General features: G+C 71.4%; 14 protein-coding genes and 1 pseudogene. 3 read left to right on the top strand and 12 right to left on the bottom strand.

Annotated elements, in window-relative coordinates; genetic code table 11:
- Positions 1–52: 52 nt before the first annotated feature.
- From DLJ59_RS18920 to DLJ59_RS18900, 5 genes are all read right to left on the bottom strand, one after another.
- Entirely contained in the window at positions 53–457 is a 405-nt protein-coding gene (locus DLJ59_RS18920; protein WP_030490280.1) for a roadblock/LC7 domain-containing protein, read from the bottom strand.
- Between the two features lie 16 nt (positions 458–473).
- Positions 474–2864: a sensor histidine kinase gene (locus DLJ59_RS18915; protein WP_124773973.1), complete on the bottom strand. Its 2391-nt coding sequence runs from the start codon at positions 2862–2864 to the stop codon at positions 474–476.
- 253 nt (positions 2865–3117) lie between these two features.
- Positions 3118–3600 carry a helix-turn-helix transcriptional regulator gene (locus DLJ59_RS18910; RefSeq protein WP_124773972.1) on the bottom strand — a complete coding sequence of 161 codons (483 nt, stop codon included), beginning with the start codon at positions 3598–3600 and terminating at the stop codon, positions 3118–3120.
- A gap of 262 nt (positions 3601–3862) precedes the next feature.
- A complete protein-coding gene (locus tag DLJ59_RS18905) occupies positions 3863–5155 on the bottom strand; it encodes a cytochrome P450 (protein ID WP_124773971.1) in 1293 nt (430 codons plus the stop codon).
- 447 nt (positions 5156–5602) lie between these two features.
- Positions 5603–7957 (bottom strand): AbfB domain-containing protein, encoded by a 2355-nt coding sequence (locus DLJ59_RS18900; RefSeq protein WP_124773970.1) that lies wholly within the window; start codon positions 7955–7957, stop codon positions 5603–5605.
- 260 nt (positions 7958–8217) lie between these two features.
- Between DLJ59_RS18900 and DLJ59_RS18895 the strand changes: the two genes are divergently transcribed.
- The 3 genes from DLJ59_RS18895 (at position 8218) to pdxY (ending at position 11208) form a co-directional block, all read left to right on the top strand.
- Positions 8218–9234: a LacI family DNA-binding transcriptional regulator gene (locus DLJ59_RS18895; RefSeq protein ID WP_124773969.1), complete on the top strand. Its 1017-nt coding sequence runs from the start codon at positions 8218–8220 to the stop codon at positions 9232–9234.
- Positions 9235–9385: 151 nt separating this feature from the next.
- Positions 9386–10180: a S1 family peptidase gene (locus DLJ59_RS18890; protein ID WP_124773968.1), complete on the top strand. Its 795-nt coding sequence runs from the start codon at positions 9386–9388 to the stop codon at positions 10178–10180.
- Positions 10181–10356: 176 nt separating this feature from the next.
- Positions 10357–11208, top strand: coding sequence for a pyridoxal kinase PdxY (pdxY, locus tag DLJ59_RS18885; RefSeq protein WP_124773967.1), 852 nt, complete (start codon positions 10357–10359; stop codon positions 11206–11208).
- Positions 11209–11242: 34 nt separating this feature from the next.
- Here pdxY and DLJ59_RS18880 read toward each other — a convergent pair whose 3' ends face one another.
- From DLJ59_RS18880 to DLJ59_RS18850, 7 genes and pseudogenes are all read right to left on the bottom strand, one after another.
- Positions 11243–11575 (bottom strand): putative quinol monooxygenase, encoded by a 333-nt coding sequence (locus DLJ59_RS18880; RefSeq protein WP_124773966.1) that lies wholly within the window; start codon positions 11573–11575, stop codon positions 11243–11245.
- Between the two features lie 9 nt (positions 11576–11584).
- Entirely contained in the window at positions 11585–14833 is a 3249-nt protein-coding gene (locus tag DLJ59_RS18875; protein ID WP_124773965.1) for an ATP-binding protein, read from the bottom strand.
- Positions 14830–15528: a hypothetical protein gene (locus DLJ59_RS18870; protein WP_124773964.1), complete on the bottom strand. Its 699-nt coding sequence runs from the start codon at positions 15526–15528 to the stop codon at positions 14830–14832. Before DLJ59_RS18870 ends, DLJ59_RS18875 begins: the two co-directional genes overlap by 4 nt.
- Positions 15525–16628, bottom strand: a complete 1104-nt coding sequence (locus DLJ59_RS18865) for an endonuclease domain-containing protein (protein WP_124773963.1) — start codon at positions 16626–16628, stop codon at positions 15525–15527. The genes DLJ59_RS18870 and DLJ59_RS18865 overlap by 4 nt, the downstream gene beginning before the upstream one ends.
- A gap of 64 nt (positions 16629–16692) precedes the next feature.
- Complete coding sequence (locus tag DLJ59_RS18860; protein WP_124773962.1) at positions 16693–18111, bottom strand: WGR domain-containing protein; 1419 nt, start codon at positions 18109–18111, stop codon at positions 16693–16695.
- Between the two features lie 62 nt (positions 18112–18173).
- Positions 18174–19133 (bottom strand): acetamidase/formamidase family protein, encoded by a 960-nt coding sequence (locus DLJ59_RS18855; RefSeq protein ID WP_124773961.1) that lies wholly within the window; start codon positions 19131–19133, stop codon positions 18174–18176.
- Positions 19134–19229: 96 nt separating this feature from the next.
- A pseudogene (locus DLJ59_RS18850) lies at positions 19230–19501 on the bottom strand (polysaccharide deacetylase family protein); the annotation flags it as partial.

Genomic DNA, 19501 nt, shown 5'->3' with positions numbered 1-19501 from the left:
TCCAACTCCAGAGGAAAGGGAAGGGTGCTCCGGCGTGGGGGCGCCGGGATGGTCAGCGGCTGCGGGCGAGCGCCGCTCGGGCGGCGGGGGTCAGTGCGTCCCCGATGCGGTTGGCCAGCTCGGTCATCTCGTAGGAGACCTTGCCCACGTCACACTCGGGGGCGGCGAGCACCAGCAGCGAGGCGCCGTCGTTGAAGGCCATCGAGAACATGAAGCCGCCCTCGAGCTGCGTGACATTGGAGATCACCGCGCCGGCGTCGAAGAAGGCCGCCGCCCCTCGCAGCAGGCTGACCAGCCCGCTACCCGTGGCGGCCAACTGGTCGGCCCGGTCCGGTGGCAGGTCGCGGGTGGCGGCCACCATGAGGCCGTCGCTGGAGATGGCGATCGCGTGGCTGACCTCGGTCGCGCGCGCCGCGAAGTTGTCCAGCAGCCAGCCGAGATCCTGTTGGTCGGTCACGTGCTCTCCTGTCCCGTCATTTGTTGCCGAGGTTGATCGGGGTGCGCCGTCGGTTCGCCACACCCCGCGCGTACGCGGCCATCGCGGTCGCCACCTGCGCCGGGTCGCGGTACTCGGACCGTTGCTGCTGCTGGGGCACTGTCACACCGCCGGGCACGAGGTGTCGTTGCGGCTGGCGTTTGGGCAGGCCGGAGTTGGTGGTCGTGGCGACCTCGGGGGTGTGCGCCTGCGCGGCCGTACGCCAGGCGTCGTCGGCGGGGCTGGACCACTGCTGGCCGTTCTGGTCGTCGGTGACGTCGTTCTGGAACCAGTGGTTGACCTGTTCGAAGATGAGGAGCTCCTCGGTGGGCGCGTCACCCCGGTCCGGGGGTGGTGGAGCCGGCCGGAACACCGGCGCCGCCGGCAGGGTCCGCGCGGCCGTCGGGCGTCCGGCGGTGGGTTCGGGACGCGGCTGGTACGGCGGCGGGGGGCTGGGCGTCCGCGCCGCCCGTCGTGACAGCCGGCCGGGTGCGAGGAGGTACTCCTCCGGTGGCAGGGACCGGATGATCGCCGCGGGCAGAGTCGCCTCGGCGAGGATGCCGCGTCGGGGGCCGCGTCGCAGTTGCACGGTGGCGCCCAGCCGAGCCGCGAGCTGGCCCACCACGACCAGACCCATCGCCCGTACGGCGGCCACGTCGATGGCCGGTGGGCGGGCCAGCAGCTCGTTGAGCTGCTGCATCCGCTGGGCGGACAGCCCCACACCCTCGTCGCTGATCTGCACGATCACGCGGTCACCCAGGCTCCGGCCGCTCACCCAGGTCTCACTGCCCGGCGGCGAGTACGTCGTGGCGTTGTCCATGAGTTCGGCGAGCAGGTGCACGACCTCGTCGACGGTCTTGGCGGCCACTGCGACATCCCCGTCGATCATGCCGAGCCGGACCCGTGCGTAGTGCTCGATCTGGGACAGCGCCGCCTGGAGCACCTGTTGCAGTGGGACGTCCCGTTGGCGTACGCGACCCACGCCGACGCCGCCGAGCACCAGCAGGCTGGCGTTGATCCGGCCCATCCGGGTCGCCAGGTTGTCCAGCGTGTACAGCTGGTCGAGCCGGTCGGGATCGGTCTCGTCCCGCTCGACCAGGTCGACCTGGGCCAGGACGGCGTCGACGAGTCGCTGTTCGCGGCGGCTCAGGTGGATGAAGATGTCGGCGGTGTTGGCGCGCATGACGGCCTGTTCGGCGGCGGTCCGCACGGCGGCCTGGTGCACGGCGTTGAACGCCTGGCCCAGTTCGCCGATCTCGTCGTCGCTGGACGGTTCGAGGGCGGCACTGGACTGTTCGTGGGCCAGCTTCTGTGGGTCGACGGTGGCGCTGCCGGGCTGTTGGAGTTGGGCCACCACGGCGGGGAGCTGTTCGAACGCCACGGCGTTGGCCGCGTCCCGTAGGCGGCGCAGCCGGCGGGTGATCTGCCGGGCGACGGCCCAGGTCACCAACGCGGTGAGGATCAGGGCCAGGATGACGCTGGCCGCCTCGGCCACGGCCCGACGACGCTGGTCGTCGTGCGCGGCCCGAACGTCGTCGCGGACCGCGGCGTCGACCCGGGCGCGCAGGTCGGCCAGGCGGGTGGCGCGCGTCTGGGTGGTGGACACCCACGCGTCGGTCTCCAGTTGCAGCCGTGACCCCGGCTGGGCCCGGGACACCTCGTCCTGCATCCGTTGCAGGGCGAGCGCCTCCTTGCCGGTGCCGGCCTGCTCCCACCAGAGGCTCCAGGCGGGTGGGGCCAGGGCCAGAAACGACAGGCTCGACTCGGTGTAGCTGGTGCGGGCCGCGGTGATGTCCTGCTGCATGGCCGGCGTCAGCTCGCCGCCCGCGACGGCGCGCAGCACGGCCACCTGCTGCTGACCGATGGCCTCGGCCGTTTTCGACAGCGCCGCGGAGGCCCGGATCCCGTCGGCGAGTTGGGCGTCCACCACGCCGTGGGAGACGTTCTCCCGGAGGTTGATGAGGTCGGCGATCGCGATGCGGTAGCTGAAGGTCATCGCCGACACCGACGCGTGCGTGGCGGTGCGCACCTGGGTGCGCAGCGGGGCGAGGCCGTCCAGCGCCGCGTCGATGCGCCGCATCAGCGCCGGGTTGGCGTCGTTGTCGGTGGACAGTCGGTCACGCTGCCGGCGGTAGCGGGCGACGGCTTCGTCAGTGGCGGCCATTTCCGCGCCGAAGGCGTCCTGCTGCTCCGGCTGGGCGTAGGTGAGCAGGTCGGCGGCGGCGATGCGTTCGCGTTGCAGCCGGTACGCCAGGTCGCCGGCCTCGGCGCCGATCTGTGCCAGGAGCTGCAGGTCGCTGGCGCGGGCCGTCTGGCGTGCGCTCTCGGTCAGGGCGAGACCGGCGAAGCCGATCACGGCGACGAGCGGGGCTGCGACGATGAGGCGCATCCGACCGGCTATCTTCCAACCGCGTCGGCGCGTCGGGTAGGGTCTGGCCGCGTGGGACCGGGTGCTCGACGCCAAGATTGACTCCCACGACTCGTCGATGACGGTCTATCCGCACGTTGCCGAATGCAAGTCCCATTCGGCCGGAAGCGACGCTCGTAGACCAGACCTGGCCGTGGTACAAACTGCCCGTACCAGCATCTGTACCCAACGTCAGCGACCGGTGACGCCGCGCGGTCGTACCGGATCGGTCGGGTCAGCGCTGGTTGTCGAGGGGCCCGGCCGGCGGGTGTCGCCGCTGCGGGTCATCCGGTTCGGGCTGGCCGTTGAGCACCTGGCCGATCAGTTCCCGCAACTCGTCGATCGCGTCCACGACGGCGCCTGGGTCGCGCGCGTCACGCCGCCCGCGCTGACGCGGCACCCGCCGATCCAGCCGAGCCGGTTCCGGCGCGCGCGGGCCCCGGCGACCGTCGGCCGCCAACTGCTCGGCCGCGACCTGCGGCCACAGCGCGGCCAGCCGGCCGCCGGTGGCGAGCACGTCGTCGCAGCGCTGCGCGAACTCGTGGCTGCCGAACCGGCGGCCCGACTCGACCGCCGCGACCGTCTCCCGGCTGAACCGCACCAGATCCGCCAGGGCTCGTTGGGTCAGGCCCCGTTGCACGCGGCAGTTGCGCAACTCCCACCGGAAGCGCTGACTGGCCGCGGAGTGAGCCGAGCTCGACGGGGACGTGTGCTCCATGCGCTCACCTTCGTGGAACGGAGATTCAGCAGCGGGTGCCAGATCGAGATTGGCTAATGGGCCGAACATTCACAGAGAGCAATTCTTAACCCAGGATGCGATGGGTGTGAAGACGTTCGCCGGCATGGATCGTCGGGCAAAGCGCGAACGGTGCGTGCCGGACCCGACGTCGAGCACCGAGGTGCGCCGGGTGGAGCGGGCAACGCGGCACATCCCACCCCTCAACCCGTCCACAGGTCAGCAACGCTGGCGCTCGCGGCGCTCAGCCGGCGTGCACTTCGGCTGTCGCGCCACCTCGTGCCGCCGGCCCCTCTGAGGACGCCGGGATATCGACTATCGCGAGCAGTCTGTGGTGAGCGCGAAACGCGACATTGGGCTTGTATGAGCGATGTTGCTCCGGTGACAGCCGTAGGCCGGGAATGGCTTCGGCGAGCCGGCTGAGGGCGATCCCGGCCTCAAGTCGCGCCAATCCCGCACCGATGCAGAAATGTGGACCGTGACCGAATGACAGGTGATTGCCCACATCGGGCCGGTGTGGGTCGAACCGGTCCGGGTCATGGAATGCCTCGGGGTCCCGGTTCGCCGCTCCGATCAACAGCAGGCAACGCGCCCCGGCGGGGATCGTCACCGCTCCCAGGGTGACCTCTCGCGTGGTCACCCGGAGCCAGCCGTCGATGGCGGGCGCGAACCGGAGCGTCTCGCCCACGAAGGCAGGGACGAGCCCCGGGTCCGCAGCGATCGCCGACCAGCGCTGGGGAGTGGACAGGGCCTGGTCGAGAGCGTGCGCGAGCAACCCGGCGGTGGTCTCGTGGCCCGCGACCAGGAGGTTGAAGGCAAGGCTCGCCACCTCGGGCACCGTCAGCACGCTGTCGTCGTCGTCCCGGTACGTCAGGGCACGGCTGATGAAGTCGTCGCCCTGGTGTCCACTCTCCATCCGTTGGCGGACCAGCTCCTCGCAGTAGTGCCAGAACTCCAGCAGGCCCTTCGCCAGGCGTACCTGCTCGGCCGGGTCCGGCTGCCCCCAGATGAGGGCGATCTGGCCGTCCGCCCACCTCCGGATCTGCCCGATGTCCGCGTCGGGCACCCCGAGGATGTCCAGGACCACCAGCAGGGGCAGCTCGGTCGCGAAGTCCGGGATCAGGTCGACCTGGTCGCCCTGGCGGGCGACGAGGCGGGACACCAACTGGTCGACCCGGCGCCGGACGATCGCCCCGTAGTCGGCCTCGACCCGCTCGGCGGTGTTCGCGAAGGTCGCCCGCAGTGCCCGGCGGGTGCGCGGGTGCGTCGGTGGGTCCGCGGCGGCCGTCGTGGGTGGCGCGTCGATCTGCATGATCACGCTCAGCGCCGGTGGGCACACCTCGTAGACCGGGGCGAGGGTGAGGGCGTTGGCGAATGTCGCGGCGTCGGCGAGGGCCCGCCGGACGTGTGCGTGCCTGCTGATCAACCACAGACCCAGATCTTCGGCGTAGTGCACCCCGTCGGGATCGTCGAGAATGCGTCGCCACATGCTCGCCGGGTCAGTGAGATAGACCCTGCTGAACGGATTCATCCGCATGGAAAGCCTCCCGATGCACGTGGCGCGAAAACCGGCAGCGCCTCCATTTGGCGATCCATCTCAGCTGGGCCGATAATGGCGCGCATCTGCCTCTGGCTCTTTACGGTGCGCTGGCCAGCCGCACAAGTCAAGATTGACCTTCGCCTATTTATTGATCGGCCTAATTGCGCGTTGCAACAGCCGAGCGGACCTGGCCGGATGCAAGTTGCGGCACGGTCCTTGCCCGGAAAGGTCGATCCGGCCGGACGGTGCAATCGACTCGCCGATTTCCCTCATGACCGGGGAAACGACCCCCGAGGCGGTGAGTGACGCCGCAGGGTAGACGGGCATGATCCACTCGGCTTTCATGAAGTCGGGGTGTCTCCGGGCACCGGAAACCGCGACTTTCAAAAGCCGAGTGGATCACCCGAGTCGCGCGGTCAGCGCGCCCCGGTCAGCGCACTGGGGTCAGGGCGCCCACGGAGCGGCGATGCCCCACGTGCTGTCGGCGGTCCACAACGTCGGTGTGTTGTACGCGTCGCCGCCGGTGCCGTTGCTGAGCCAGACCTCCGAGTTGTAGTGCCGCAGGTACTTACCTCGGAAGTTGTACGACTCCAGCGACACGCCGGTGCCGGTCAGCCCGGTACGGGCGCACCAGGTGGCGTCGGCGCGCAGCAACGCGGAGCCGTCGTCCGGCGAGTTGCGGACCCGGGAGTTCTGGTGGCGCAGGTACTGCCCGGGAAAGTTGACCGACTCGAACGAGTAGCAATTGGTGCCGGCCAGACCGGGCCGGATGGTGTACGTGGCGTCGGCCTTGAGCAGGCTGGGGCTCGCGGCGTCGACCACCTCGGTGTAGGCCAGGCCGTCCTGGTGGCGTAGGTAGCGGTTGGTGAAGCCGGGCGTGGTCACCTGCAACGATCGGCGGGTGTTGAGCGGCAGGGCGACGGGCGCCGAACTGCCGATGGTCTTCGAGGCGTTGATCAGCGCGGTGTTGGCGGCGCGCACCCGCGCCTGGTCCATCTTGATCACTCGCCGGTCGTAGGTGAGGAAGCCGTTCAGCTCACCCTCCAGGTCGGTGATCTCGGTGTAGATGGAGGCACTGAGCCCCTTGCCGAGCATCAGGTTCTGGGTGCCCTGCACCAGCCCCACATACCGGTCCGTGAGGACTGTCGAGTTGGCCTGCCATTCGTAGGCGAAGAACTGACCGTTGGGGCTGTACTCGTGGCCCGGCGTGTGCAGGCCCAGGCCGCCGAACTCACCGAGCACCGCGATCCGGCTGCTCGACGGTACTGGCGAGTCGGGCCCGAGGTAGACGTGCCAGTCGTCGATGTCGCCGTTGCCGGGGTTGCCGAGGGACTGGCAGCAGTTGTGGCCGCTGTGCGGGTTGACCAGACGGGTCGGGTCCTGGTTCTTGATGTTCTGCGCGACCCGTTGGGTGTCGGCGAGGGACCGCTCGCCCCAGCCCTCGTTGTAGGGCGTGTACGCGATCACGGCGGGTGAGCTGCGGTGCTCGTCGACGATCTCGCGTGCCTCGGCCTCGAACTGCGCCTGCTGCACGTCGTTGGGGTCGATTTCCTGCGCGGTCAACGATGGGATGTCCTGCCAGACCAGCAGGCCGAGCCGGTCGGCGTGGTAGAACCAGCGCTGCGGTTCGACCTTGATGTGCTTGCGCACCATGTTGAAGCCCAGGTCCTTGTGCTTCTGCAGGTCGAAGGCGAGCGCGGCGTCGGTCGGCGCGGTGTAGAGCCCGTCCGGCCAGAAGCCCTGGTCGAGGGTGCCGACCTGGAACACGAACTGGCCGTTGAGTTTGGGGCGCAGCACCCCGTTGACGAGGCCGGTGGTGATCTCCCGCATCCCGAAGTAGTGCGTGGTCCGGTCTGCCGTGGCGCCGGCGGCGTTGCGCAGGGTCACCCGGAGGTTGTAGAGGAACGGGTCGTCGGGTGACCAGCGGCGCGCGTTGGGCACCGGCACGCTGAAGTCGGTGAAGCCGCCGGTGGCCGAGCCGACCACTGTGGCGCCGTTCAGCGCCTCGGCGAGGACGCTGTGGCCGCTCACGTTGCCCCGCGTGAAGACCCGGACCCGCAGTGTGTTGTTGCTCAGGTTCGGGTAGACGTCCACGCTGCTGATCGAGGCGGCGGGCACCGGTTCCAGCCACACCGTCTGCCAGATGCCGGAGCTGGGGGTGTAGAAGATCCCGCCGGGTGTCTTGGTCTGCTTGCCGATGGCGGGCAGGCTGCCGTTCTGGCGGGTGTCGGTGGGGTCCCAGACCTTGACGACGATCTCGTTCGTCCCGGCGGTGAGCTGGGGAGTCACGTCGAAGGTGAAGGCGTCGTAGCCGCCGGTGTGCGCGCCGACCCGGACACCGTTGACCCAGACGGTGCTCTGCCAGTCGACGGCGCCGAAGTGCAGCAGGGTCCGCCGACCCGACCAGGTGGGCGGGATGGTGACGGTGCGTCGGTAGAACAGGTAGTTGCGGTTGTCGTTGGCGGCCCGTTGGATGCCGGACAGGGCGCTCTCCACCGGGAAGGGCACGTTGACCCGCTCGGGCAGGTTGGTGCCGAACTGCGGGGCGTCGTCGGTCGCCGACTGGCGTAGCTGCCACTCGCCGTTGAGGTTGAGCCAGTCCGGCCGCGTCATCTGCGGCCGCGGGTACTCGGGCAGTGGTGTGCCGGCGAGGGCCTGGCTGGTCCAGGGGGTGGTCAGTGGCGGCGTCTTGGCCGGCGCGGCGTACGCCGACGAGGAAGGCGCTACGAGGACGCCGGCTACCAGGGCGAGAACGAGCAGCAGTGGCAGGGCGGGGCGGATGGGGACGTGACGTGTCATGCCGTCTCCGAGGGGGCGAGTCGCCGCGGGCGGTGCAGCCAGGCCCGAAGCGCGTGGGTGGTGGGCATCGGGTGGTCCTTGACGGGGGACGGGCGTCAGCGACGGATGTCGGGTGGGATCTCCACCGGCCAACAGGCATATTGACATCTGTCATCGCCTGTATAACGTTATAGAGCCGCGCTGGGCGTCCCGTCAATGCCTGTTCGTCAATGCCCTGTCGGCCCGGCGGCCCGCCGGTCGGATTCGCGAAAGGTTGGTGGATGGTCGTCAGCCTGAAGGACATCGCCCAGCGCGCCGGTGTCTCGCTGGCCACGGTCTCGAACGTGGTGAACGGCTACCGGCCGGTGGGGGAGCGGACCCGACAACGGGTGCAGCAGGCGATCGACGAACTCGGCTACAGCCCCAACCTCGGCGCCCGGCACCTGCGCCGAGGTCGTACCGGCCTGATCGCCCTGGCCGTCCCGGAGCTGACCAACCCCTACTTCGCCGAGCTCGCCGAGATCGCCATCTCCGAGGCGGCCGGGCTCGGCTACACCCTCCTGATGGAGAACACCGCCGCGGACCGGGACGCGGAGTTGGCGCTCCTCGACGGCTCCCGGCAGCGCGTCATCGACGGCCTGATCCTCAGCCCGGTGCGGATCGGCCGGGAGGAGGTGCTGGCCCGCACCGCCGACAGTCCACTCGTGCTGATCGGCGAGGGCGTCTACGACGTGCCGCACGACCACATCGCCATCGACAACGTCGCCGCCAGCCACGCGGCGATCCGGCATCTCGTGTCGATCGGCCGTCGTCGGATAGCGTTCATCGGCGCCACCCAGGGCGGTGACCGGCAGTCGGCCCACCTGCGGGTCCAGGGGTACCGGGAGGCGCTGGCGGCCGCCGGCCTGCCGTACCGACCGCGGTTGGTCGCCCGCACCGACGCGTTCGGTCGGCTCGACGGCAAGCGGGCCATGCGTGACCTGCTCGCCCTCGGTGACCGGCCGGACGCGGTGTTCGGTTACAACGACCTGGTCGCCATCGGCGCGCTGCGGGCGCTGGCCGAGGCCGGCCACCGGGTGCCCGAGGACGTCGCGGTGGTCGGGATCGACGACATCGAGGAGGGGCGGTTCAGTGCCCCGACCCTCACCACGATCGCCCCGGACAAGAGGGAGATCGGTCGTCTCGCGGTACGCCGTCTCGTCGCTCGCATCGAAGGCGCGGAGGTCGCGGGGTCGCTGACCGTGCAGACCCCGTTCCAACTCATCCGCCGGGAGAGCACCGGCGCCCGGGGCGGCTGAAGACCGGACGCCCGCGCGCCGGGCGAGATCCATAGCCCCGGTGGTACGACCCAGAGAGGATGACCCGCTAGATCCATGTGCCTCAATATGATGACCGCTATCTCGACTGCGGTGCGCTCACGAGGCGTGCCACCCTGATGCGGAGGAATGCATGGTTCGCTGGCGTACCCTCACTGGCCTGCTGGCCACCGCGTTGGCCGCGGTGACCGCGGCCAGCCTCACCCTCACCGCGCCGGCCGCCGCGGCCGACAGCCCCATGACGCCGAACGTCGTCGGCGGCACCCGCGCCGCGCAGGGCGAGTTCCCGTTCATGGTCCGTCTCTCGATGGGCTGCGGCGGGGCGCTGTACAGCCCCCGGCTGGTGCTCACCGCGGCACACTGCGTGGGCTCGACCGGCACCAACACCAGCATCACCGCGACGCTCGGGACGGTCGACCTCCAGTCGTCCAGCCGGATCACCGTCCGGTCCAACTACGTCTACCGGGCCCCCGGCTACAACGGCGCTGGCCGCGACTGGGCGCTGATCCGGCTGGCCAGCCCCGTCACCGGGCTGAGCACGCTGCCGATCACCACCACCACCGCGTACGACAGCGGCACCTTCACCGTCGCCGGCTGGGGCGCCGCGCGTGAGGGCGGCGGCCAGCAGAGGTACCTGCTCAAGGCGACAGTGCCGTTCGTCAGCGACTCCGTCTGCAACGCCAACTACGGTGGCGACCTCATCCCCGCCCAGGAGATCTGCGCCGGCTACGCCAGCGGCGGCACGGACACCTGCCAGGGCGACTCGGGTGGCCCGATGTTCCGCCGCGCCGCCAACAACGCCTGGATCCAGGTCGGCATCGTCAGCTGGGGCAACGGCTGCGCCCGGCCCAATTACCCGGGCGTCTACACCCAGGTGAGCTACTTCGCCTCGTCGATCGCCTCGGCCGCGGCCAGCCTCGGCGGCTGACCGCACCCCCCGCTCGGGCGGCCCGGACGACACGGTCCGGGCCGCCCGTTCACGCCGTCCCGACGGGGCGACGCCGGCCGGGTCACCCGACCCCGACGGGGCGACGCCAAGTGGGCCACCCGACAGAAACGGCGGGCCGTCCCTGCGGCACCGGCCGCAGTGGTGATGATGAACCGGTGAAGATCCTGTCCATCCAGTCGTCGGTCGCCTACGGTCACGTCGGCAACTCGGCGGCGGCCTTTCCGCTGCAACGCCTCGGGCACGAGGTCTGGCCGGTCCTGACCGTGCACTTCTCCAACCACACCGGGTACGGCGCATGGCGGGGCCCGACGCTCCCGGCGGCGGACGTGGCGGAGGTGATCAACGGAATCGAGGACCGTGGGGTCCTGGGCAGCGCCGACGCGGTGCTCTCCGGCTACCAGGGCGACCCGGCCGTGGGCGCGGTGATCCTGGACGCGGTGGCGAGGGTGAAGGCGGCCAATCCGGCCGCCGTGTACTGCTGCGACCCGGTGATGGGCGACGCCGGTCGGGGGATGTTCGTCCGCCCGGGGATTCCGGAGTACCTCCGGGACACCGTCGTACCCCGTGCGGACATCATCACGCCGAACCACTTCGAGCTGGACTTCCTCGCCGGCCGCACGACGAACTCGCTCGCCGAGGTGCTCGACGCGGTCGACGTGGTGCGCGCGACCGGGCCACGGCACGTCCTGGTGACCAGCGTGCTGCACGGCGACCTGCCGCCGGACTCGCTGGAGGTGGTGGCCGTCTCCGACGAGGGCGCCTGGGCGGTGACCACGCCGCTGCTGCCGATCAACCCGAACGGTGGCGGCGACGTCACCGCGGCGCTGTACCTCGCGCACCTGTCGACGACCGGCTCGCCCGCGACAGCGCTGGAACGCACCATCGCCTCCGTCTACACCGTGCTCGAGGCGACTCTCGCGGCGGGCACCCGGGAGATCCAGCTGATCGCGGCGCAGGACGTGATCGCCGACCCGCCGACCCGTTTCACCGCCCGCCGGCTGCGCTGACGGCGGGTCGCGCCGCACGGGTCGGCGGCGGCGGTCAGCGGCCCTCGGGGACGGCCATCTCGCCGAGCAGCGACCAGTCCTCCTGCGGCACCGTGACGTTGACGATGCGCGGCGTCTCGGCCAGGTGCGGCGGCAGGGTCTCCTGGGCCGCGCGGAAGTGGGCGGACTGCACGTGGGCCGCACCGGCCTGGTCGTCGCGGAACGCCTCGACCAGCACGTACTCGGTAGGGTCGTCCACGCTGCGGGACCAGTCGAACCACAGGCAGCCCGGCTCCGCCCGGGTCGCCTCGGTGAACTCGGCGGCGATCTGCGGCCACCGGTCGGCGTGTTCGGCGAGGACCCGGAACTTGGCGGTTATGAAGATCATGGGCCCAGGCTACCCAGCCGGGCGGGCACGCGCGACGACCTCCTCCGGGGTCAACGGCGCCTTCGGGTGGTGGGTCAGGCACAGCGGGGTGCGGACCTTGACGAACGAGAATCCCTCCCCGGCGGCGTAGAACTCACCGCTGTTGAGCAGGCCGATGTCCGGCAGCCGGCCGCCCTTGGCCTCGGCGAGTTGCCGGGCCGCGTCGATCTGCGCCGGCGCGTTGAGCAGCCCGAAGAACTGCGTCGTCGCGTTGCCGGAGATCTGGTTGTGCAGACCCTTGGGCGCCTGGGTGGCGAAGACCAGCCCGAGACCGTACTTGCGGGCCTGCGCGGCCAGCGCGATCGAGCTGGCGGTGCAGGCCGTGGTGCCGGTCGAAGGCGCGAGCGTCTGTGCCTCGTCCATCACGAACAGCCCACCCAGCGGTCGGTCACCGGCGGGATGCCGCTTGATCCACGCGAAGAGCGCCATCTGCAACTGGTTGACGAAGCTCTGCCGCTCCTGGTCGGAGGTGAGGCCGACGAAGCTGATCACCGACACCCGGGCCCGCCGCCCCGCCGACGGCGTCAGCAACAGCCCCGGGTCGGCCGGCGCACCGACGCCGCCGAAGAGCGGATCGGTGACCATCGCCGCCTTGAGCGCCTCGGCCAACTCCTCGGCGAGCTTCCCGGCGCGGGCCAGCCGACTGACCCCCTCGGGCAGGTCGCTGAGGAACTCGGTGAAGCCGGGCAGGCCCACCATCCCGCTTCGCGCGTACGCCTGGAGGGCCTCGGTGAGGACGGCCTTGCCCTGCTGGGCGAGCCGGCTCGAACGGTCCACGCCGGCCCGGGGCGCGAGGGCCTCCACGGCGGAGCGGACGGCCTGGTCGAACTCGTCCGGCCAGTCCCGCAGGGAGGTGAAGTCGGGCAGCGGTTGGAAGCTCAGCGGCCGACCGGCGCTGACCCGGGGCGTCCAGACCACCACCTCGGTGTGTGCGAGATAGTCGGCGGCCCGGTCGGCGTCGCCGGGGCCCCACCCGCCCGGTGGGTCGGGCCACGCGTCGCCGAGCCGGGCGAGGTCGTTGTTGGGGTCGAGCACGATCGCGGAGACACCCTCGCGGGCGCACTCCTCGACCAGGCGACGGATGAGCACGGTCTTGCCCGAGCCGGACCCGGCGAACACGACGGCGTGCCGGCGCAGCGACTCCAGCGGCACAGTGAACGGGTGGCCCCCGTCGACGGTCCGCCCCAGCCCGACGGGCCGACCGCTGGCATCGACCGCGAGGTCGACCGGGTCGGCGGGTACGGGCGCGGGCGCCGCACCGGTCGACGGACCACCTGCCACGTCGGCGACCGGCACGTTCGTGGGGTCGGGACCGCTGTCGGGCGACGGTGGCTCGCCGTCGTCGGGCGTCGTCGGCGGGGCACCGCCGCGCGTCCCGTCCGGACCGGGCAGGACCGTGCGGAACAGTTCGGTGCCGCTGGCCGGGCGACGGGCCACCAGCCACTCCTGCAGGGCCGTGGACGGCTCGGCCGCCATCACCCGCAGCGCCGCGAAGACCCGCAGGTCCGCCTCCGGCACGGCGCACCGCAGGCCGCCGGCCGCGTCGAACCCGTTCAACACCTCGGTCGTACGCTTCCCGGTCGGCCACGGACCGTTACGCAGCAGGATCAACCGCCGTTGTGGCAGGTCCCGGTCCAGTCCGGCCAGCGTGCACGCGGCCTTGACCCGGGCGGTGACGGCGATGGCGTTGGGGTGCGCGATGGCCCGGAAGCACCAGTGCGCCTCGTTCTCGGTGGCCTCGTCGAGCACCTCGATCAGCCGCCCGTGCAGCGCGGGCTTGCGCCCGGGCGGCGGGTCGTACTTGTAGGTGGCGCCGGTCGGTGACTGCTCGGCGATCCAGGCGGCCAGGCCGGCGGCGAGCAGCGGCGGCAGGTGTTCGTCCTCGCCCGCCGGGTCGACGGCGGCCGACACGTCCGCGGCCTCGACCAGCTCGGCGAACCGCGCGTCCAACTCGTGCAGGCGTCGCTCGTCGGTCGTCGGGTCACCGGTACCGCCACGGACGGCGCTCACCGTCGGCGTCGAGTCGGCGCCGTCGATGAGCCGGTCGAGCTCGACCACCTCGTCGCGGTCGCGGCACCAGGCGATGTGGCGGTCCACCCGGCGCAGCAGGGCGCGTGGTGTGAGGGTGGGTGCGTCGGCGAAGGCGGCGGATGCGATCGGCCAGGTGGGATGTGGCGGCTCGAAGCGCGGACCGGCGAACGCGGCGGCGAGACGCTTCGCCACGATGGCCTGCCCGATCTCCGGGGTGGGGATCCGGTCCGGCAGGGTCGCCGTACGGAAGCGGTCGCCGACCGGGGTGGGCGCGGTGCGGGTCAGCAGCACCCAGGTGTCGGGCAGGCACGAGACCACGACCAGCGTGCGGCGGGTGATGTCGCGGAGCTTGAGCAGGCCGTCGGCGATCGGGCCGAGCACCTTGGCCTGGCCGTCCTCCAGCCCCTGATGGTGGTTGAGCAGTGACGTGCTGGTCTGGGCGAACAGCGTGTCGAGCTGGTCCACGGCGATGACCGTGGGGTCCAGGGTCAGCGCCATCAGCCGGGAGATGTCCTGCACGACCTGCTGCGGAGTACGGATCGCGGCGCTCAACCCCCACTGTGCCCGCGCCGCCGGGTCACCCGGTTCGGAGATCAGGTGGGCGTAGCCGACATCCTGTGCCTCGAAGTCGATGGCACCGTGCAGGACGAGCGCCCGTGCGGTGTCCTGGGCGTCCCGTCCGACCTCCCGGTCGCGCTCGCGCAGCGCCCGGATGAAGGTGTCGAGTTGGGCACGGGTCACCGGTTGGGCACCGGCGATCGCGTCGCGGACCTCCACCGGCAGGCCGAGCTGCGGGGTGAGTCGACGCAGAAAGGTCTTCAGTTGGGTGCCCCAGCCGACGTGGGCGCGGCCCATCCCCTCGACCAGAGCCAGGGCCACGCTCTCCCAGAACGTCTTGCCACTGACCATGTCGACCAGGAAGAAGTAGCCGCCCTCGCGCTGGATCCGTTCGCGGACCGCCCCGAGCAGGTGCGTCTTGCCGGCGCCCGCGCGGCCCTGCATGGCCACGCCGAGCGGCATGCTCGTGTCGTCGGTGCGGGCCCGCGCCACCCCGCGCAGGATCTCCGCGGCCACCTTCTCGTGCAGCTCCGGCACGTTGTGCGGGCTGGGTCGCCAGACGTCGTCCGGGGTGACCGCCGGGTTGAGACTCACCGCTTCCAGCGCGGCCCGCTGGTCGTCGGAGATCATGCCGGGCCGATCGCCAGGGCGTGGTTGTCCTCGTTCCCGATGCGGACGGCCGCGGCCCGGTCCCGTGCGGTCAGCGACTTGGTGTTCGCCACCGGGATGATCCGGACGTCCTCCCGACCGACCATCGTCCGCAACGCCGCGTCCAGGGCGGCCCGGTCGGTGTCGGCCAGCCGGTCCCGGACGTCGGCGAGGCCGACCCAGGCGCCCGGCGCGGTGGCCAGATCCCGGTACGCCGAACGCACCAGCGCCTCCACCTGCGCCGCGGACACGGGTGCCGCCGCTGCGGGTGCCGGTGCTTCGTGCCGAGGCTCGCTGACCGCCGGCGCCGTCGCCCCGGTCTGCTTGAAGAAGTCGCCGTGGCTGACCCGCAGCCGGTCCAGCGAACGGTGCAGGTTGGACAGGACGACGAACAGCGACCGAGTGGTCGAGCCGCCCTGCTTCGGCGGTGCGGTGGCGTGCAGCTGACGTGCCACCCGCCAGCCCTCATCGGTCAGCTCGTGGGCGAACGGCCGGTGCGTCCGGTCGGTGTCCACCAGACCCAGGTCGACGAGCTTCGTGTTGTCCTTGCCGGTCAGCGTGAAACCGGCCAGCTCTTTCAGCTCGACGTTGGTGAGTCGGCGTGCCTCGACCATCAGCACCACGAGGGCGTTGATCTGGTTCGGCGTCAGGTGCGGGACGTCCGCCGGGCTCGTCATGATGTCTCATCTCCGTGGGGGTGCGTGCCGACCGCGCGTCGCCGGGCCAGCAGCCGACGGATTCCGTCGACCACCGCCGGCGCGTCGGTGAGCACCTGCTCGTTGGTGAAGCGGAGCACGTCCAGCCCGAGGAGTTGCAGCTGCACGTCTCTCCGCCGATCGTTGGCGAAAGCGATTCGCCCACGATGCTCCGGGCCGTCCACCTCGACCGCAAGACCCTCCGTGGGCCAAAACAGATCCAGACGGTACGCCGTACCCAGCACGTGCCACTCGTAGGTCTGGTTCCACAGCCGGCCGCGCGCCCAGTCGTGCGGCGCGAGCGCGCGTTCCAAGGCCTGCTCGGCGGCGCTGTCGCCGCGCGGCACGCCAGCGAGCGGCGGCCAGGCCAACACCGTCGCCCCCGGCTCGGCGGCGGTGGCCGGAGCCTGTTCGATCGTGCTGGCCAGCCCGGCGAACCGGGTGGGGAGCAGCACCGGTACCGAGCGCACCCGGTCGGCGTGGCACAGCGGCCCGCCGGCCAACCACACTGTGAAGCCGCCGTGCCGCACCAGCCACTCGGCGGCGGCCACCAGCGTCCGCTCGGCGTCTACCCCCAGGTCGGGCAGGGCCACGACGAGTACGCAGTTCTCCCGGTCATACGCCTCGGCGATCACCCGGGCGAGCCCGGCGGCGCGTACCCCTGGGGCGAAGCGGGACCGGCCGCCGGGGCGGCGTGGGCCGCGCAGCCCTCGCTCGGCGAGGTCGGCCAGGAACGGGCCGAAGTGCCGGGAACGGGCGGCGGTACGGGCCGCGAGGGCCCGTACCGCCGCCACGCCGAGCGTGCCATCGCTGTCGAAGCGGTCGGCCCCCGTCAGCCAGCGGGGGAACATCGCGAGGGCTGCGGTGTCGAGTTGGTCGAGCAGCGCCTCCACGAGGTCACTGAGGGGACCTACCAGCGTGGGCCGGTAGTGCAGGATCGCGGGCGCGGCCGGTGGCAGCGGGTCGAGTGCCACCCGCAGCAGCTCCGGGTCGACGCCCGGCAGGTGACTCACCTGCCGGGTCGGCGGGACGGCCCACCAGGCCCCGTTGGCGTCGCCGTTGGCCCGGACGGGGTGCGCCATGCCGGCACCCTACGACACGGGCCGGCGCGGCCGGGCCCCTCGGTGCGAGGCGGTGTGCCCGCCGTCAGCGCAGACGGCGGATGTCGCCGTACGCGCGGTAGTAGCCACCGCGGCTGGACTCGCGCACCTCGGTCACCAGGTAGCGGGCGCCCGGCTCGCGAATTCCCTTGGGGAACTGCACCGACCAGTCGCGCCGAAAGCCCTCGGACAGGACCTGAACCCGCAACCGCCCTCGATCGTCAAGGCACTGCACGACCACGCCCGCGCCCGAGTCGCTGGTCACCTCGACGATCGTCGGTTGCACCGGCTGGGGTGCCTGGCGGGGGGCCTTGATGTCGCGCACCTGCGGCACGTCCCCGGCCTGCGCGGCGCGGATCGCCGGCTCGCTCGCGTCGATGCAGGCCAGTTGGCCACCGGTGGTGACGACGTAGAGCCGGTTGTCGTGGTACTGCATGGAATACGCCGAGCCGCAGCCGGTGCCGAGCTTCCACAGCCGGGTGCCCGCCGAGTCGAAGCAGTAGATCGAGGACTGGCTGTCACCGGCGAAGACGTACCGGCCGCCCTCGGCGGTGGCGCAGGAGAAGACCGGGGCGTCGCAGCGGTAGGTGCGTTCGTGTCGACCCGTCTTGGACAGCCGCACCACCTCGCGGCTGCCCGTCCCGGCGAACACACTGCCGTGCTCCTGCCAGCCGAAGAGCACCGAACCGGTAGTGGTGTGCCACAGTTCCCCGCCGGTACGCCACTCGTAGCCGGTCACGCCCTGCGAGTGGCCGTGGTAGATGGCGTTGTCGTCGCAGCGCACCATCCAGGCCGATCGCCCCCGGCCGGGGCGACGCCACAGGAACTCGTCCTCGTGGTCGACGGCGGTGATCCCGCCGTCGGCGTCGGAGACGCCGAGGACGCCGTCGTGAATGTCGAGCCAGTAGATGTCGATCTCCGGGGCGATCGCGTACGCCACCCGGGGCACCTTGCCGGACAGGTCGTAGACGTTGCCGTCGTCGCAGCCGGCGTAGATCCAGGCGTCGTCGGCGACGATGCACTTCACGCCGTCGGGAAGGCGGACCTGGCTGCGCACCCGGGCGTCGTGGTCGAGCGTGGTGATGACACCGTGCTCGTTGCCGACCATGCAGTGCTGCCCATCGACGAAGATGCCGAAGGCGGGGGCACCGGAGTCGTAGCGCCAGAGCGCCGGGGCGGTGCGGGCGGTGGAGCGGGTGCTGACGATCTGCCGCCGCGACACGGTGCGCTTCTGGCGGACGCCGGGCACCGCCGGCGCATAGCCCTTGCGGACCTTCTCCCCGATCTTCTTCGCCGCGGCGGCCCGGGCCCGCGCGTTGTCCGGATAGGCGCTCGCCTTGACCTGCCCCTGGTCGCCGATCCGGCCGTAGCGCACCGTCAGCGTGGCATTGTCGACGATGACCTCGTAGAACTTGTGCGCACCGTCTACTTCGGACAGTTCGAGGTAGGTCGTCTCCTGGGACATGGGGGGCCTCCGAGGGTCAGCGAGCGGCGCGATCCGGCCGGCGCGGCGACAGTGACCACACGCTAACGGCGGCCTCCGACAGAATCGGCGTCCGGCCAGCCCAGCGCGTCGTCGCGGAGCACCGCGTGCGCGCCGACGCTCTGGTTGACAATCTGCGTCACCCGCACGTCGACAGCGATGCTGGCCAGCGCCACCGCGTCCGCGCGGCTGAGGCCGTGCAGCCGCTGCATCAGCGTCAGCATCGACTCCAGGGCGGTGAAGGTGGCGTCGTCGAGGGAGGCGCCGACGCCCAGCGTCAGCCACGCGTCGGGGGTGCGGGCCACCGGGCCGGTGACCGGGAAGTCGTCGCGCACGTCGAAGGTCAACGTCACCTCGTCCATCGGACACTCGATCGCGGTGCCGCCGACCTCGCCGTCGCCCTGTGCGGCGTGCCCGTCCCCGACGGAGAACAGCGCGCCGTCCACCGGGATCGGCAGCAGGAGGGTGCTTCCGGCGGTGAGGTCCCGGCAGTCCAGATTGCCGCCCCAGGGGCGCGGCGGGATCGTCGAGTGCCGTCCCGGCTCGGCGGGTGGCATACCGAGCACTCCCATGAAGGGCCGCAGCGCGACCGTGTGGCCATGCTGGTTGCGGCCGGCCATCGTCACCGGGTCCAGCGTCCAGGCGTGCACCACCGGTTGTTCCTGCACGCCGTAGCGCTGGTTGAACTCGCTCGGCCAGCCGCCGGCAACTGTGGTGCCCCAGGTGGCCGGCACGACCGCGTCGATGCGTACCGCGAGGGTCTGCCCGGCGCGCGCACCGCGGACCGCGACCGGACCGATCAATGCGTGTCCGTGCTCGGGCCGGTGCTGCGCGACCCGCGGGCGGTCCCGGTTCGACCCGCCCGGGTACGGGCCGGCGGACCACCAGCAGTCCAGGGTGCGATAGGTGACGGTGTCGCCGGGGTCGATGGTGAGCACCGGCGGGAGATCGGGGGAGAAGTGCCCGTGCAGGCTGTCATCCCCGGGGATGAGGGTGTGTCGCATCAGTGCAGGCTAGTGGCGACTGGTCCGCGCGCCGGGTCGCCAGGTGCGCGGTGGGTGCCGGGCGCACCCACCGCGCACGTCTCAACCTGGGCGATGTCAACCCGAGGTGCAGGAGCGGATCTGGGGGCGGGCGCTGCTGTTGCCGTTGGTCATCGTGGTGAAGCCGAAGGTGTTGCCGCTGCCGTTGGACCGCATGGTCATGACGGTGCCGCTGCTGTCCCAGGTGGCGGTGCCGTTCCAGATGGTGGAGATCCGCTGGGGTGCGGTGATGGCGACGACAACCGTCCATGTGCTGGCGCCGCTGACCGTCACCGACGTGTTGTACCGGTCGCCCCAGACGTTGGTGGTCGCGGCGGTCGCGGTGCAGG

It is taken from the genome of Micromonospora inaquosa (assembly GCF_003857055.1).
GTDB lineage: Bacteria > Actinomycetota > Actinomycetes > Mycobacteriales > Micromonosporaceae > Micromonospora > Micromonospora inaquosa.
This window is presented reverse-complemented; position numbering and strand designations above follow the sequence as displayed.